Origin of the sequence: Pseudomonas argentinensis (assembly GCF_001839655.2) — a bacterium.
Classification (GTDB): domain Bacteria; phylum Pseudomonadota; class Gammaproteobacteria; order Pseudomonadales; family Pseudomonadaceae; genus Aquipseudomonas; species Aquipseudomonas argentinensis_B.
This window is the reverse complement of the sequence record NZ_CP056087.1, coordinates 4,240,282-4,256,156: the sequence shown is the minus strand read 5'-3', so window position 1 is coordinate 4,256,156 and position 15,875 is coordinate 4,240,282. Positions and strand designations below refer to the sequence as shown.

Sequence of the window (15,875 nt, the reverse complement as noted above, 5' to 3'; positions counted from 1 at the left end):
GCCATGCCGGTGTTCAGGCGACCTGTCAACCGCACTCGCCACCATTGGCCACGCCGTTGAGCAGCCATTGCCGAAACACCCCCAGCGCCGGCAGCACGGCATTGCGTTTGGGGTAGGCGAGAAAGTAGGTACGACCGCTGGAAACCGGCGCGCCGGTGGTGCGCAGCTGGCCCTGGCGCAGTTCTTCCTCGACCAGCACCTGGGGCACCAGGCCGATGCCGGCGCGCACGGCCTGGATCAGGTGCGAGGTCAGCTCGAAGCTGGGGCCGGCCTGCAACCGCCCGCTGCCCATGCCGTGCCGGGCGAACCATGTCGACCACATGGGCGGGTGGCTGGCGACCTGCAGGAGCAATTGCCCGGCCACCCGCTCGGGCGTCAGCGGCTCGCCGGCGTCGAGCATCGCCGGGCTGGCGATCAGCACCATGGATTCTTCGAGCAGCGGGTGGGCCACCAGTTCCGGCCAGGCGCCGTCGCCGACGCAGATCGCGGCGTCGAGCTGGCCGTCGCTGAAATCGGCGTGGATGCGCGAATGGATGTGCACCTGCACGCCCGGGTTGGCGGCGTAGAACTCGTGCAGCCGGGGCAGCAGCCAGGTCGAGCCGAAGGTCGGCAGCAGGGCCAGGCGCAGGGTGCCGCCGCCGGAGCCATAGTCGATGGCCTGCAGGGTCGCATTGCGAATGCTTGCCAGGGCGTCGGACAGGGTGTCGGCGTACAGCCGGCCGACATTGGTGAGCACCACGTTACGGCCCTCGCGCTGGAACAGGGTGATGCCCAGAAAGGCTTCCAGCGCCTGCACCTGGCGGCTCACCGCGCTCTGGGTCAGCGACAGTTCGGTCGCCGCGCGGGTATAGCTCTGGTGGCGCGCCGCCGACTCGAAGGCCAGCAGCAGAGACATCGAGGGTGTCAGTCTGCGCAGATTCATTCATAAAACTCATGGGTTTCCACGGCAAATACCCTTGTAGCACAGGCGCAGGCTGCCGAAAATGCTGCCCATTACCTGACCTGCCTGATGCAATGGCCCACTGGGAGATACATCGATGATCGCCAGCCTGAGTGCTCCGCAACCGACCCAGGCCCATTACCTGGTCTTTCTCGACGCGCTTGGCGCCGCCGGCTTTCGCGGCGAGATCGCCCGTGACCACGCCAGCCGCACCGTGCTGGCCACCGACAACTCCATCTACCAGCGCCAACCCCAGGCGGCGGTGTTTCCCCTCGATGAAGACGACGTGCAGCTGCTGGCCCGTGTGGTCAGCGAGCCCGCGCACCGCAGCGTCAAGCTGACGCCGCGCGGCGGCGGCACCGGCACCAACGGCCAGTCGCTTACCGATGGTGTGGTGGTCGACCTGTCGCGGCACATGAACCGCATCCTGGAGATCAATGCCGAGCAGCGCTGGGTGCGGGTGCAGACCGGGGTGGTCAAGGACCAACTCAACGCCGCGCTCAAGCCCCACGGCCTGTTCTTCGCCCCGGAGCTGTCGACCTCCAACCGGGCGACCATCGGCGGCATGATCAATACCGACGCCAGCGGCCAGGGCAGCTGCACCTACGGCAAGACCCGCGACCACGTGCTGCAGCTGACCACCATCCTGCTCGGCGGCGAGCGCCTGCACAGCCACCCGGTGGATGAGTCGACCCTGAACGAGCAACTGGCCCGCAGCGACCGCACCGGCCAGGTGTACCAGTGCGCCGAGCAGATCCAGCGCGAAAAGGCGGCGCTGATCGAGGCGACCTTTCCAAAGCTCAACCGCTGCCTGACCGGCTACGACCTGGCCCACCTGCGCGAGGCGGACGGGCGTTTCAACCTCAACAGCGTGCTGTGCGGCTCCGAGGGCTCCCTGGGCTTTATCGTCGAGGCGCGGCTCAACGTGCTGCCGATTCCCCAGTACTCGGTGCTGGTCAACGTGCGCTACGCCGGTTTCATGGATGCGCTGCGCGATGCCCGCACGCTGATCACCCTGCAGCCGCTGTCCATCGAAACCGTGGATTCCAAGGTGCTGCTGCTGGCGATGAACGACATCGTCTGGCACGGCGTCGCCGAATACTTTCCCGAGGATGCCGGGCGGCCGACCCTGGGCATCAACCTGGTGGAGTTCAGTGGCGACGATCCGGACGAGGTCAACGGCCGCGTCGAGCGCTTCGTCCAGCATCTCCAGCAGGACACCAGCGTGGTGCGCCTTGGCCACACCCTGGCGAGCGGGCGGGCGGCGGTGTCGCGGGTCTACGCGATGCGCAAGCGCGCGGTGGGCCTGCTCGGCAACGTCGACGGCGAGGTGCGCCCCCAGCCCTTCGTCGAGGACACCGCGGTGCCACCGGAAAACCTCGCCGACTTCATCACCGAGTTCCGCGCGCTGCTCGACGGCCACGGCCTGACCTACGGCATGTTTGGTCACGTCGATGCCGGCGTGCTGCACGTGCGCCCGGCCCTGGACATGAAGGACCCGAAGCAGGCCGCGGCCATCCGCCCGATCTCCGATGCGGTGGCGGCCCTGACCCAGCGCCACGGCGGCCTGCTGTGGGGCGAGCACGGCAAGGGCGTGCGCTCGGAATACGCGCCGGCGTTCTTCGGCGAGTTGTATGCCTCGCTGCAGGCGCTCAAGGGCGCGTTCGACCCCTACAACCAGCTCAACCCCGGCAAGATCGCCACGCCCCTGGGCACCGACGAGGCGCTGCTGAAGATCGACGAAGTGACCTTGCGCGGCGACCTCGACCGGCAGATCGACGAGCGTGTGTGGCAGAGCTACGGCAGCGCGGTGCACTGCAACGGCAACGGCGCCTGCTACAACTTCGACCCCGACGACGCCATGTGCCCGTCCTGGAAGGCCACCCGCCAGCGCGTGCATTCGCCGAAGGGGCGCGCCTCGCTGGTGCGCGAGTGGCTGCGCCTGCAGGGCCAGGCCGGGGTCGACGTGCTGGCGCCCATCGCCAGCGGCCCGCTGGAATTCCTGCGCAGCCTGCCGAGCCGCTGGCGCCATTCCCGCTCTGGTGATGACGACTTCTCCCATGAGGTCTACGAGGCGATGGCCGGCTGCCTGGCGTGCAAGTCCTGTGCGGGCCAGTGCCCGGTAAAGGTCAACGTGCCGGAGTTTCGTTCGCGCTTTCTCGAGCGCTACCACCAGCGCTACCTGCGCCCGCTGCGCGACTATTTGATCGGCTCGCTGGAATTCAGCCTGCCGCTGTTCGCCCGCATGCCGCGGTTGTACAACGGCGTGATGGGCTCGCCCCTGGTGACGCGCCTGCTGGCCGAGCGCATCGGCATGGTCGACAGCCCGCTGCTCAGCGATTTCGACTTCACGGCCCTGGCGGCGCGCCATGGCCTGGCGACAGCCACACCAGCCGAGCTGGCGCGCCTGAGTGCGGCGGAGCGGGCCAGGAGCCTGATCCTGGTGCAGGACGCCTTTACCCGCTATTTCGAAACCCCGGTGTTCGCTGCTTTCATCGAGTTGGCCAGCCGCCTGGGCTATCGCGTGTGGCTGGCGCCCTTTATGGCCAACGGCAAGCCGTTGCACGTGCAGGGTTTTCTGCCGGCTTTCGAGCGCACCGCTCGGCGCACCGCCAAAGGCCTGCAGGCGTTGGCCGGCTTCGACATCCCGCTGGTGGGGCTGGACCCGGCCATGACCCTGGTCTATCGTCAGGAGTACCGCAAGATCGCCGGCCTCCACTGCCCGGAGGTGCTGTTGCCCCAGGAATGGCTGCTCGAGGCCCTCGACGGCCAGCCCAAGCTGTCGGCCAGAACCGTGGCGTTCCGGCTGCTGGGCCACTGCACCGAGAAGACCAACGCGGCGCCCAGTGCGGCGATGTGGGCGAAGGTGTTCGAGCTGGCGGGGCTGCAGGTGGCGGCCGAGGCCACCGGGTGCTGCGGGATGTCCGGCACCTACGGGCACGAGGCGCGCAACCTGGAAACCTCGCGGACGATCTTCGCCCAGTCCTGGGCGCCGGCCCTGGATTGCGGCGCCACTGCCGAGCCCCTGGCGACCGGCTATTCGTGCCGCAGCCAGGTGGCGCGGCTGAAGAACGCCACGCTGCGCCATCCCATCCAGGCGTTGCTGGAGCATTTGCAGTAAGGGCTGGTTTGTGGTGCTTCCTGCCATGAGGTAGGGCAGGAAGCACCTCTTCAACTTCGCGATTTTCGCGGGCATGGCCCGCTCCCACAAACGGTAGGATGGGTGACGAGAGCGGCTTTGCGTAGGGTGGACGACGCTTCACCCGTCCACCGCTCTGCGATCGCAATGGTGGATGAAAAGAGCGTCATCCACCCTACGTAGCGAACGGCCGCTTCTGCCTGCTAGTTGCCGCTTGATGCGCATAAAGGTCGTAGGATGGGTGAAACCCATCGCAATTTGATGGGTTTCACCCATCCTACGGTTAAGTGACGAGAGCGGCTTTGCGTAGGGTGGACGACGCTTCACCCGTCCACCGCTCTGTGATCGCAATGGTGGACAAAAAGAGCGTTGTCCACCCTACGTAGGGCGCGGCTGCTTTTGCCTTGCAATTGCCGCTTCATGCGCATAAAGAAGGTGAACAGGTTCTAAAGGATCACCCGCAGGCACTGGCCCGCGTGGTACAGCGAGAAGCCCGTCTCGTAGTAGCAGCTGCGCAGCCCGGCGCTGCGTAGCGTTTTCATCCGTGACAGGGGGATGGGCAGCACGCTGCTGTCGCTCTTGAGCAGGTAGTCGGCCAGGGCGCGGCCGACCACGGTGCCGGTGGTGTTGCCGCGGCCGTTGTAGCCGGTTACCGCGACCACCCCGGGCGCCGGCTCGAACAGCTTCATCAGGTGGTCCGGGGTGAAGTCGATGCAGCCGGTCCAGTGCATTTCCCAGTCGACCCTGCCGAGCTGCGGGAAGTAATGGCCCTGGATGCGATCGGCCCAGCTGCGTACGAACCAGTCCGGCTTGTTGCTCGACTTGCCCATGCTGCCCAGCAGCAGGCGGCCCTGATTATCGCGGCGGATGCTGCTCAGCACCGTGCGGGTATCCCACGAGCCCTGGCCGTGGGGCAGCACGGCGTCGGCCGCGGTGCCGCTCAACGGCCGCGAGGCGACCTGGTAGTAATAGCCGCGAAAGAAGTTGCGCTGCACCTCGGTCCAGTCGCCCTCCGTGTAGGCGCCGGTGGAAATCACGATCTTCTCGGCCGTGACCGTGCCCAGGGCGGTGCGCACCAGCCAGCCATCGGCCTGCCTGTGCAGTTCGCTCACCGGCGATTGCTGGTGCAGCACGCCGCCCAGGCGCAGCACGGCGGTGGCGAGGCCCTTGGTGTAGCCCATGGGATTGAGGGTGCCGGCGCGCCGATCCAGCAATGCCCCGGTGATCCTGTCGGTGCCGCAATACGCCACGCAGGTGGCGCCGGTCAGCAGCTCGACATCCGCGCCGCGGCGGCGCCACTGCGACTCGCGTGCCTTGAGGTCTTCCAGGCCAGCGGCGTTGTGGGCCATGTGCAGGGTGCCCTCATGGCGCGCCTGGCAGTCGATCTGGTAACGCGCGATGGCTGCGAACACTTCTGCCGGCGCCTCGCCCAGCACCCTGTTGAGGCGGCCGCCGACCTGTTCGCCCAGCGTGGCTTCGACATCGTCGGGCTTGATCCAGGTGCCGGCATTGACCAGGCCGACGTTGCGCCCGGAACCGCCATGGCCGACCTCGAAGGCTTCCAGCACGCACACGCGCTTGCCTGCCTCGAGCAGCTGCAGCGCGGCCGACAGCCCGGTGATTCCGCCGCCGATCACGCACACATCGACCTTCACCTCGCCAACCAGGGCAGCGGCGCTGATCGGCGCCGGCGTCGCCACTTCCCAGAGACATTTTTGCTGGAAGCCACTCATCTCGCGTTCCTCTCCAGATAGCGGTGGCGGGTGCGACACCGGTTTGCCATGTGGCTCCGTGCCTTTGCTGGAGCCTGTCCATAAACCGATCAGGTTGGCGTATCGCAATTTGCGGGTTGACGCGAGTCCTGTGGGAGCGGGCGGGGACGCCTAGTCCATGCCTGTGATCTCGCGGGCGCGGCCCGCTCCCACAGTGTCGATGTAATGCTCGCCGATCAGTCGAACACGATACCCTGGGCCAGCGGTAGTTCGCGGGAGTAGTTGACGGTGTTGGTCTGCCGGCGCATGTAGGCCTTCCAGGCATCGGAGCCGGATTCGCGGCCGCCGCCGGTTTCCTTTTCGCCACCGAAGGCGCCGCCGATTTCCGCGCCGCTGGTGCCGATATTGACGTTGGCGATGCCGCAGTCGCTGCCGGCCGCACCCTGGAAGGCTTCGGCTTCACGCAGGTCGGTGGTGAAGATGCACGAGGACAGGCCCTGGGGCACCTCGTTGTTCAGGCGCAGCGCCTCGTCGAAGTGGTCGTAGGCGAGCACGTAGAGAATCGGCGCGAAAGTCTCGTGGCGCACCACCGCGGTCTGGCCCGGCATCTCGACGATGGCGGGGCTCACGTAGTAGCCGTTGGGGAAGGTGTCGGCCAGCTGGCGCTCGCCACCGAACACCTGGCCGCCTTCGTCACGGGCCCTGGCCAGGGCGTCCTGCATGGCGTTGAACGCCTGCTTGTCGATCAGCGGGCCGACCAGGTTGCCCTGGCGCGGGTCGCCGATGCGCACCTTGGCGTAGGCGGCCTTGAGGCGGGCGACCACCTCGTCCCTGATCGAGCGATGGACGATCAGGCGGCGCAGGGTGGTGCAGCGCTGGCCGGCGGTGCCGACGGCGCTGAACAGGATGCCGCGCACGGCCAGGTCCAGGTCGGCGCTGGGGGCGAGGATCATGGCGTTGTTGCCGCCCAGTTCGAGGATGCTGCGCCCGAAGCGGGCCGCCACCCGGGGCGCCACTTCGCGGCCCATGCGGGTGCTGCCGGTGGCGCTGATCAGCGGCACGCGCGGGTCGTCGACCAGCGCCTGGCCGGCTTCGCGATCACCAATGACCAGTTGCGCCAGGCCCTGCGGCGCGTCGTTGCCGAAGCGGGCAAGGGCCTTGTCCAGCAGCGCCTGGCAGGCCAGGGCGGTCAGCGGGGTCTTTTCCGAGGGTTTCCAGATCACCGCGTTGCCGGCCACCAGGGCCAGGGTGGTGTTCCAGGCCCACACCGCCACCGGGAAGTTGAAGGCGCTGATCACCCCGACCACGCCCAGGGGGTGCCAGGTTTCCCGCATATGGTGGCCCGGGCGCTCGGAGGCGATGGTCAGGCCGTAGAGCTGGCGCGACAGGCCGACGGCGAAGTCGCAGATATCGATCATTTCCTGTACCTCGCCCAGGCCTTCCTGGGTGATCTTGCCGGCTTCGATGGACACCAGTTCGCCAAGGTCGGCCTTGTGCTCGCGCAGCACTTCGCCGAACAGGCGCACCAGCTCGCCGCGGCGCGGCGCCGGCACCTGGCGCCAGGCCAGAAAGGCATCGTGGCCTGCGGTGATCCTGGTGCGCACGGCGTCGGCATCTTCCAGGTTCAGGCTGCCGATCTGGCTGCCGTCGATCGGGGTATACACCGCGTGCTTACCGTTCCGATAGGCGCTGGCGCTGACACCGAGGCGTTCGAGTAGCGGGTCGACCATGGCGATCTCCTGACGGGTGAAGTTGAAATCCTGGATGCGGATCAGTATTAATCCCCAACCTGCCCTCAACAAACGACCTTTAGGCACCATGTCATTCCGTCATGGAATCAAGTTGCCCGGCCTTAACCCGAGAAACCCATGTCCAAACGCCTGCTGCCGACCATGACTGCCCTGCAATGTTTCGAGGCCGCGGCCAGGCACCTGAGCTTCACCCGTGCCGCCCAGGAACTGCACTTGACGCAGAGTGCGGTGAGCAAGCAGGTGGCGCAGCTCGAGGATATGCTCCAGCATCCGCTGTTTCATCGGGTGCGCCGCCGTTTGCAGCTGGCGCCGGCGGGGGAGCTGTATCTGGCCGAGGTGAACAGGATTCTGACCCAGGTGGATATTTCCAGCCGTTACATCCTCTCCTACGGCGGCGAGACCGAGGTGCTCAAGGTGGCCACCCAGCCGACCTTCGGGGCGCGCTGGCTGGTGCCCAACCTCAAGGGCTTCTCCAAGCGCCACCCCAGTATCCACCTGGACATCACGAACGCGCTCGAGCCCTTCGATCTGGTGCAGGCCAAGGCCGACGTGGCGTTCTTCTACGGCACCGGTTCCTGGCCGGGCGCCACCTGCATCGAGCTGTTCGGCGAAGAGGTGATTCCGGTGTGCGCGCCGGACCTGCTGCCCGAGGAGCCGCTGCTCGATGCCGGCGACCTGAGCAGCCTGGTGCTGTTGCAGTGCACCTCACGCCCGGGTGCCTGGCACGAGTGGTTCGAGGAGCAGGGCATCAGCACCGAGAACAGCTATCACGGGCCGCGCTTCGACACCTTCTACATGTGCATTCGTGCCGCCGAGTCCGGCTGTGGGGTGGCATTGGTGCCGCGTTTTCTGGTTCTGGAGGAGCTGCAGGAAGGCAAGCTGGTGATCCCCTGGCAGCACTACAAGCCCAGCCAGGGCGCGCACTTCATTGCCTTCGCCGAGCAATCCACCGAGGTGCCGAAGGTCAGGGCGCTGATCGACTGGATTCTCGAAAAGGCCCGGGCCGGCACGGGCGCGACTCATCCAGTTCCTGAATTCAAGGAATGATGGCAGCACTTTATTTCGCTTGTGCCAGGGCCCTGCATCTCGCTTTGATAGGCATAATCTGCTCCCTCACCAGGCATTTGGAAGGCTGCTTCCAGGGGCGCATGTGGGTGCACCCGATAAAAGCGACAGGAGGCTTTCGCCATCATGAGCACCCGGGAATTCGTCGATCCGTCTGCCATTCGCGCGCAGTTTTCCAGCGCCATGTCCGCCATGTACCGCGCCGAAGTGCCGCTGTATGGCGATCTGCTCGCCCTGGTCGCGGACACCAACGCCGGGGTGCTGGCAGGCTGCGCCTCGCTCAGGCAGCAGCTCGAGTGGACCGGGGAGATCGAGCGCCTGTCCATGGAGCGCCACGGCGCGATTCGCGTCGGCACGGCCGAGGAGCTGTCGACCATTCGCCGCCTGTTCGCGGTCATGGGCATGCAGCCGGTCGGCTACTACGACCTCGGCTCGGCCGGCGTGCCGGTGCATTCCACCGCCTTTCGCGCGGTGCACGAAGCCGAGCTGCAGGTCAGCCCGTTTCGTGTATTCACCTCGTTGCTGCGCCTGGAGCTGATCGAGGACGAGGCGCTGCGTGATCTGGCCGCCGCGATCCTCGCCAAGCGCGATATCTTCACCCCGCGGGCGCGGGCACTGATCGCGCAGTGCGAGGCCGAGGGCGGCCTGAATGCCGCGGACGCCGAGGTGTTCGTCAGCGAAGCCCTGGAGACCTTTCGCTGGCACACCGAGGCCACCGTCAGCGCTGCCGAGTACGACCGGCTGCATGGGCAGCACCGCCTGATCGCCGACGTGGTGGCTTTCAAGGGCCCGCATATCAACCACCTGACGCCGCGCACGCTGGATATCGACCAGGTGCAGGCGGCCATGCCGGGGCGCGGCATCACGCCCAAGGCGGTGGTAGAAGGCCCGCCCCGACGCCAATGCCCGATCCTGCTGCGCCAGACCAGCTTCAAGGCGCTGCAGGAGCCGGTGGTGTTCGTCGGCCAGTCCGGCACGGCCGGCAGCCATACCGCGCGGTTCGGTGAGATCGAACAACGCGGTGCGGCGCTGACCCCCGCCGGCCGCGCCCTGTACGACAGGCTGCTCGACCAGGCTCGCGAGGATCTGGGCGAATTCCCCAGCGAGGCCAATGCCCAGCGCTATGCCGACCTGCTGGGACAGCGCTTCGAGGCCTTCCCGGACAGCTACCCGGCGATGCGCCGCGCAGGATTGGCCTACTTCCGCTACTTCGTCACCGACGCCGGCAAGGCCCCGCGCCGTGAAGAAGACAGACCGCTTGATCTGGAGGCGTTGATCGAGGCCGGCCATGTGCATTTCGAGCCGCTGGTCTACGAGGATTTTCTGCCGGTAAGCGCCGCGGGCATCTTCCAGTCCAACCTCGGGGACGACGCCCAGGTCAGCTACGCCGCCACCTCGAACCAGCAGGCCTTCCAGGCCGCCCTCGGCGCCGCGGTGCACGACGAGCTGGCACTATACGCCGAAACCCAGCGCCGTTCGCTGGCCGAATGCGCGCGGCTGTTGGGACTCGAGTCGCTGGGTTGAGGTTCGCCCTGCGCTACCGATCCTGACCAGGCGCTTTGCGTGAATGCAGGTCGGCTGCCAGCCCAAGCTCACTATCGACGCTGACGGCCTGCTCGCTGACCACTGCCACCACGGTGGTGGTCAGGGTGTAATACATCTCGCGGCTGGCCACCTGGCGGCCGTCGGCGTAGGTCACGCTGAAGCGGATGCCGCCCTCGCCAGGCACCTTGAAGACCACCGTTTGCCCTGGCCGGATCGAGCCCAGGTCGCGGCTCTGGTCACGCCACTGGGCCACCACCTGCACGGCCGCCGCCGACTCGTTGCGCACCTGGGCGGTCGGCACCGCCCAGTACAGCACGCCGGCGAACAGGGCACCCAGCCCTGCCAGGATGACGGCCAGCGCAATCGCCAGCTGTTTGAGTCCGTGTTTCATAGAATTTCCTGCCATTGGCCGATTCGTTGGCGCCTTCTGCTGGCTGCTATGGCCGCCTGTACGGCATTGTAGGTCTGCCGGGTCATTGCCTGATGTGAAGCGCCTGGCTAATTAGACGCCTCGCGCATTTCAATCAGGAGAGATCAGAACACCCATGGATATCCGTACCACGCAAAAGGATGACTGGAAACTGCTGAAGCAGATCCGCCTCGCCGCCCTGCAGGACACGCCGACGGCCTTTGGCGTGAGTTACCAGACGGCAGTGGCCGACAGCGACGCGCAGTGGCAGGTTCGGGCGGCGGGCGAGAGGACGCAATTTTGGTTGGCGCTCGACGACGGCAGGCCGGTTGGCCTGGTGGGCGCCGGGTTTCGGGATGCCAGCCGCTATGAGCTGATCGCCATGTGGGTCGAGCCGGCGGCGCGGGGCAACGGCGTGGCGGACGAATTGGTGGTAGCGGTGAAGGCGCGTGCGGTGGCGCTGGGCCTGGAGGCGCTGTTTCTCGAAGTCGCTCCCGAGAACACCCGCGCCGTGCACTTCTACCAGCGGCACGGTTTCATGTTTCTGGAGGAGTGGGAGCCTATCGACAGCCACCCGTATATTCTGGCGCAGAGCATGCGCTGGAGCTGCGGCTAGCGTGGAAAGAGACGAGGCACCCAGAGCGGGTGCCTCGTTATTCGATCAGCCGAAGATCAGCGTCGAGACATAGAACAGGCCGGCGGCCAGGGCCATGGAGGTGGGCAGGGTGAGCACCCAGGCCAGCAGGATATTGCTGATGGTGCTGCCCTGCAGGCCGCTGCGGTTGGCGACCATGGTGCCGGCCACGCCCGAGGACAACACGTGGGTGGTCGACACCGGCAGGCTGTAGACGTTGGCCAGGCCGATGGCGCAGGCCGCGGTGATCTGCGCGCTCATGCCCTGGGCGTAGGTCATGCCCTGCTTGCCGATCTTCTCGCCGACGGTCTTCACCACGCGTTTCCAGCCGACCATGGTGCCGATGCCCAGGGCCAGGGCCACGGCAAGGATGACCCAGAAGGGTGCGTACTCGGTGGTGGCGGTCAGGTCCTTGCGCAGCTTGTCGAGGTCGGCCTTGTCGCGGGCCGACAGCTCGGGCAGCTTGCCGACCTTCTTGGCCGAATCGTCGAGGCACAGCAGGTAGCGACGGATATCGATACGCGCTTCTTCGCTGAGGTTGCGGTAGTCGCTCACGCCATCGAGGGTGCGCAACAGGGCGCTGATGGTGGGTTCGGTGAGCTTGGGGTCGCAACGGAACTGCCTGGGCAGTTCGGTGTTGGCGGATTTGCCCAAGGCCAGGAACTCGTTCAGGGTCGGTGCGTTGCGCTGGTAGAATTCGCCCAGGTGAATGGCCGCATCGCGGGTGCGTTCGATCTGGTAGGTGGTGGTATTGAGGTCGAGCACGAACTTGGCCGGCACGATGCCGATCAGCACCAGCATGATCAGGCCGATGCCTTTCTGGCCGTCGTTCGACCCGTGCACGAAGCTCACCGCCATGGCCGAGACGATCAGCACCAGGCGGTTCCAGAACGGTGGTTTGTTCTTGCCCTTGGTCTCCTTGCGCACCACCGGCGTGCTGTGCACCTTGGGGGTCGGCATCCAGTACTTGAGCGCCAGGAACAGCAGGGCGGCGACCACGAAACCGGCGATCGGCGAGAAGATCAGCGACAGGCCGATGTCCATCGCCTTCTGCCAGTTCACGCCATCGCCCAGGGGAATGTCGGTGAGCAGCGCGTTGGCCAGGCCGACACCGAGGATCGAGCCGATCAGGGTGTGCGAGCTGGAGGCCGGAATGCCGAAGTACCAGGTGCCCAGGTTCCAGGTGATGGCCGCGGCCAGCAGCGAGAACACCATGATCAGGCCGCGGCTGGTGTTGACGTTGATCAACAGCTCCACCGGCAGCAGGTGGACGATGGCATAGGCCACGCCGACGCCGCCAAGCAGCACGCCGAGGAAGTTGAAGATGCCGGACATGACCACCGCCAGGTTCGGCGGCATGGCCTTGGTGTAGATGACCGTGGCCACGGCGTTGGCGGTGTCGTGGAAACCGTTGATGAATTCGAAGGTGAGGACGAAGAGCAGGGCGAGTGCGAGGCTCAGCGCCAACCAGGCATCAAGCCCGCTGAATAGTTCGAACATGGAGGGTTACGTCTGGCTCATGGAAGAGGTGGGTTGTCTCAGGCAACGCGTGGTGTTGTTGATCGATGCGGTGCCTGGCAGCTGCCGGTTCCGGTGAGGAGCCGAGCAGCCCGCGTTACAGCCGGCAGCCGCCGGGCGAGCGCTGAAGCGATGTGCCATGCCTGCGATGCTCTCTACCCGTCGAATGCCAAGGCGCGCCGCCAGGCAATGCCTGGCAGCGTGCAATCGGTGCGGTGGCGGGCTTGCCAGGGCGTGGAAACGGCCGCCGGCTGCCAGCTGAAGCAGCCCGCGACCGGAGGATTTGCCGTTGCCTGCCCAGGCGTCTATCACGCCACCTGAAATATCTGGACGCGATTTACCTCGAAAATCGCGCCATACACAACTAGTGGCGCATAAAGAATCCGTATTTTTTGCTCGGCGTCAGGGGTGGCCGGGGCCCGACAAGCGGCCGCGAGGCGTCTGGATCCTGGGTTCGCGCAGCTTGTCGGCCTGCATTTCGCCCAGCAGGTTGGCGATCTCGCCCTGCAGGCCGCGGTTCATCTGGCGGTAGGCCTCGGCAGTGACCCACGACCCGCGCGGTCGCCTGACCAAGCTGGTCGGCGTGGTGCAGGTGGCCCTGGCCGCCGCGGCACCGACCCTGTTGAGCCTGTTCATCGAAGGCAACGACCGGCGCAGCCTCTTCGTGCCGTCCTCGGGGGTCATCCTGATCGGCTGTATGCTGGTGATCGTCATGCTGGCCTTCGGGCGGCGCAGCGTGCAGGGCAGGCCCCTGGACTCCTCGGCCTGAAATGGGCGCTGAACACTGCCAGCAAGGGCTGACGGACAGCGGTATCCTTGCGGTTTTCGGTCGAGGAGCGTGCAGATGGCGATGAACACGGAACAGGGCATCCTGCGTGGCTCGATTGCCATGACCCTGCTGGTGGCGGCCTTCGGGGTGGTCATCGGCCTGGCGTCCGGGTCGTTCTCCATCGTCTTCGACGGCGTCTACTCCCTGGCCGATGCCAGCATGAGCGGCCTGGCCCTGATGGTGTCCACGCTGATTCGCCGGCACACCTCGCAGAGCGAAGCCAGCCGCCGGCTCGCCGAGCGGTTCAACATGGGCTTCTGGCACCTGGAGCCCATGGTGCTGGCGCTCAACGGCACCTTGCTGTGCGGCGTGGCGGCCTATGCGCTGATCAACGCTGTCGGCAACCTGCTGTCCGGCGGCACGCCGCTGGAATTCGGCCTGGCGTCGCTGTATGCCGGCATCGCCACGCTGATCTGCTTTGCGTTCGCCTGTTACGAGTTTCGCGCCAACCGGCGCATCCGCTCGGATTTTCTCGCCCTGGATGCCAAGGCCTGGGTGATGTCCGGGTGCATTTCCCTGGCCCTGCTGGTCGCCTTCGTCATCGGTCATCTGACCGAACAGACCCGCTACGCCTGGCTCGGTCCCTACATCGACCCGGCGGTGCTGGCGGTGATCTGCCTGGTGATTCTGCCGCTGCCGCTGGCCACCATCCGCCAGGCGCTGGCGGATATCCTGCTGGTCACCCCGCCGGCGCTCAAGCAGCACGTGGACAGCGTGGCCCACGCCATCGTCGAGCGGTACGGCTTCATCAGCTACCAGGCCTACGTCGCCCGGGTCGGCCGCGCCCGGCAGATCGAGCTGTACTTCATCGTGCCGGCGGACTGGCCCGCGCAAACCCTCGACGAATGGGACGCCCTGCGCGACGTCATCGGCCAGGCCCTTGGCGACGAAGGCCCCAACCGCTGGCTGACCATCGCCTTCACCACGGATCCGCAGTGGTCGCGGTGAGGAGGGCGGCGCAGGAGGTGCCTGGCGACGCGAGGGTGATCGAGCCGCGAGCTTTTTAACGCCCGAGGGGTTACCGTGTTGCCTGCCTGGCAGCGGCACGGAGAACCACGACATGGACAAACCAACAGGCCGAAGTGACTGGGTGCTGCGCAGCCATGCGCCGGGGCGGGTGGAGCGCATCGAGGCGTATTTCAGCGGCCACGGGTACGATCCTCATCGCCACGACTCCTACGCCATCGGCCGCACCTTGTCCGGTGTGCAGAGCTTTCGTTATCGGCGCGCCATGCGCCACAGCCTGCCCGGCGGCACCCTGGTGTTGCACCCGGATGAACTGCACGACGGCATGGCCGGCACCGACGCCGGCTTTCATTACCGCATGCTGTATATCGACCCGGTGCTGATCCAGCAGGTGCTTGGCGGCAAGCCGCTGCCCTTCGTGGCTGGTGGCTTGAGCGATGACTCGCGCCTGCGCAGCGCCACCGAGTCGTTCATGCAGGCGATGGACAACCCGCTGGAGTCGCTGGAAGAAGACGACGCGATCTACGACCTGGCCCGCGCCCTCGAAGCCGTCGCCGGCAAGCCCCGCGGTCGTCGCGCCTTCGATTACCCCGCCACGCAGCGGGCGCGGGAGTACATCCATAGCCGTAACGGCGCGAGCATCACCCTGGACGAACTGGAGCATGTCAGCGGGCGGGATCGGTGGAGCCTGTCGCGGGACTTTCGTGCGCTGTTCGGCACCAGCCCCTACCGTTACGTGACCATGCGCCGCCTGGAGCGCTGCCGTGAACTGGCCTTGTCGGGCATCGGCCTGGCCGATGCGGCGCTGATCGCCGGGTTCTTCGACCAGAGCCATATGACCCGGCATTTCGTGGCCAGCTTCGGCCTGTCTCCGGCGCGCTGGCTGAGCATTGTGAAGTTGCAGGATCGTACAAGATAGCGCCCCGGGTGCCTCGCTAGAGTGGCGAAAACCAACCGAGGAGCCTCCCGTGAGCCAGCCAATTCCATCAACCCGGCAAGCCATCAACCTGATCCGCAAGCTCGACCTGATCGCCGAGCAATGGTCACCTCGCGTGGTCGCGGAAATGAACGACTACCAGTTCAAGGTGGCGCGCCTGCAGGGCGATTTCATCTGGCATGCCCATGCCGAAACCGACGAAGCCTTTCTGGTGCTCGACGGCCAGTTGCGCCTGGATTTTCGTGACGGCTCGGTAACCCTGGGCAGTGGCGAGCTGTACGTGGTGCCCAGGGGCGTTGAGCACAAACCCTATGCCGAAGCCGAGGTGAAGTTGCTGCTGATCGAGCCGCGCGGCGTGCTTAACACCGGGGCAGAAGGCGGGGAGCGTACGGCGGTCAACGATCTGTGGATCTGACCGCCGGGCTGGCGC

General features: G+C 66.4%; 13 protein-coding genes. 8 read left to right on the top strand and 5 right to left on the bottom strand.

Annotated elements, in window-relative coordinates:
• Window positions 1-25: 25 nt before the first annotated feature.
• Complete coding sequence (locus tag SA190iCDA_RS19215; RefSeq protein WP_070885626.1) at window positions 26-922, bottom strand: LysR substrate-binding domain-containing protein; 897 nt, start codon at window positions 920-922, stop codon at window positions 26-28.
• Between the two features lie 115 nt (window positions 923-1,037).
• Here SA190iCDA_RS19215 and SA190iCDA_RS19210 point away from each other — a divergent pair, with 115 nt between their 5' ends.
• A complete protein-coding gene (locus tag SA190iCDA_RS19210) occupies window positions 1,038-4,061 on the top strand; it encodes an FAD-binding and (Fe-S)-binding domain-containing protein (protein WP_070885625.1) in 3,024 nt (1,007 codons plus the stop codon).
• A 464-nt stretch (window positions 4,062-4,525) separates the two neighbouring features.
• On the opposite strand, the gene SA190iCDA_RS19205 is transcribed toward SA190iCDA_RS19210, so the two are convergent.
• On the bottom strand, window positions 4,526-5,812 hold the full coding sequence (locus SA190iCDA_RS19205; protein ID WP_070885624.1) for an NAD(P)/FAD-dependent oxidoreductase: 1,287 nt from the start codon (window positions 5,810-5,812) through the stop codon (window positions 4,526-4,528).
• A gap of 215 nt (window positions 5,813-6,027) precedes the next feature.
• Window positions 6,028-7,521 carry an aldehyde dehydrogenase family protein gene (locus SA190iCDA_RS19200; protein WP_070885623.1) on the bottom strand — a complete coding sequence of 498 codons (1,494 nt, stop codon included), beginning with the start codon at window positions 7,519-7,521 and terminating at the stop codon, window positions 6,028-6,030.
• A 138-nt stretch (window positions 7,522-7,659) separates the two neighbouring features.
• On the opposite strand from SA190iCDA_RS19200, the gene SA190iCDA_RS19195 reads away from it, so the two are divergent.
• Both SA190iCDA_RS19195 and SA190iCDA_RS19190 read left to right on the top strand, forming a co-directional pair.
• Window positions 7,660-8,589, top strand: a complete 930-nt coding sequence (locus tag SA190iCDA_RS19195) for a LysR substrate-binding domain-containing protein (RefSeq protein WP_070885622.1) — start codon at window positions 7,660-7,662, stop codon at window positions 8,587-8,589.
• Window positions 8,590-8,733: 144 nt separating this feature from the next.
• Entirely contained in the window at window positions 8,734-10,131 is a 1,398-nt protein-coding gene (locus SA190iCDA_RS19190; protein WP_070885621.1) for a VOC family protein, read from the top strand.
• Between the two features lie 13 nt (window positions 10,132-10,144).
• On the opposite strand, the gene SA190iCDA_RS19185 is transcribed toward SA190iCDA_RS19190, so the two are convergent.
• On the bottom strand, window positions 10,145-10,543 hold the full coding sequence (locus SA190iCDA_RS19185; protein ID WP_070885620.1) for a hypothetical protein: 399 nt from the start codon (window positions 10,541-10,543) through the stop codon (window positions 10,145-10,147).
• 154 nt (window positions 10,544-10,697) lie between these two features.
• Here SA190iCDA_RS19185 and SA190iCDA_RS19180 point away from each other — a divergent pair, with 154 nt between their 5' ends.
• Window positions 10,698-11,177 carry a GNAT family N-acetyltransferase gene (locus SA190iCDA_RS19180; protein ID WP_083329781.1) on the top strand — a complete coding sequence of 160 codons (480 nt, stop codon included), beginning with the start codon at window positions 10,698-10,700 and terminating at the stop codon, window positions 11,175-11,177.
• A gap of 45 nt (window positions 11,178-11,222) precedes the next feature.
• Here the strand turns inward: SA190iCDA_RS19180 and SA190iCDA_RS19175 are convergent, their stop codons facing one another.
• Window positions 11,223-12,695 carry an inorganic phosphate transporter gene (locus tag SA190iCDA_RS19175; protein WP_070885619.1) on the bottom strand — a complete coding sequence of 491 codons (1,473 nt, stop codon included), beginning with the start codon at window positions 12,693-12,695 and terminating at the stop codon, window positions 11,223-11,225.
• Window positions 12,696-13,254: 559 nt separating this feature from the next.
• Here SA190iCDA_RS19175 and SA190iCDA_RS19170 point away from each other — a divergent pair.
• The 4 genes from SA190iCDA_RS19170 (at window position 13,255) to SA190iCDA_RS19155 (ending at window position 15,860) form a co-directional block, all read left to right on the top strand.
• Window positions 13,255-13,482: a hypothetical protein gene (locus SA190iCDA_RS19170; protein ID WP_070885618.1), complete on the top strand. Its 228-nt coding sequence runs from the start codon at window positions 13,255-13,257 to the stop codon at window positions 13,480-13,482.
• An 81-nt stretch (window positions 13,483-13,563) separates the two neighbouring features.
• A complete protein-coding gene (locus tag SA190iCDA_RS19165; protein WP_070885777.1) occupies window positions 13,564-14,490 on the top strand; it encodes a cation diffusion facilitator family transporter in 927 nt (308 codons plus the stop codon).
• A gap of 112 nt (window positions 14,491-14,602) precedes the next feature.
• Window positions 14,603-15,427, top strand: coding sequence for an AraC family transcriptional regulator (locus tag SA190iCDA_RS19160; protein WP_070885617.1), 825 nt, complete (start codon window positions 14,603-14,605; stop codon window positions 15,425-15,427).
• Between the two features lie 49 nt (window positions 15,428-15,476).
• Entirely contained in the window at window positions 15,477-15,860 is a 384-nt protein-coding gene (locus SA190iCDA_RS19155; protein WP_070885616.1) for a cupin domain-containing protein, read from the top strand.
• Window positions 15,861-15,875: the final 15 nt, after the last annotated feature.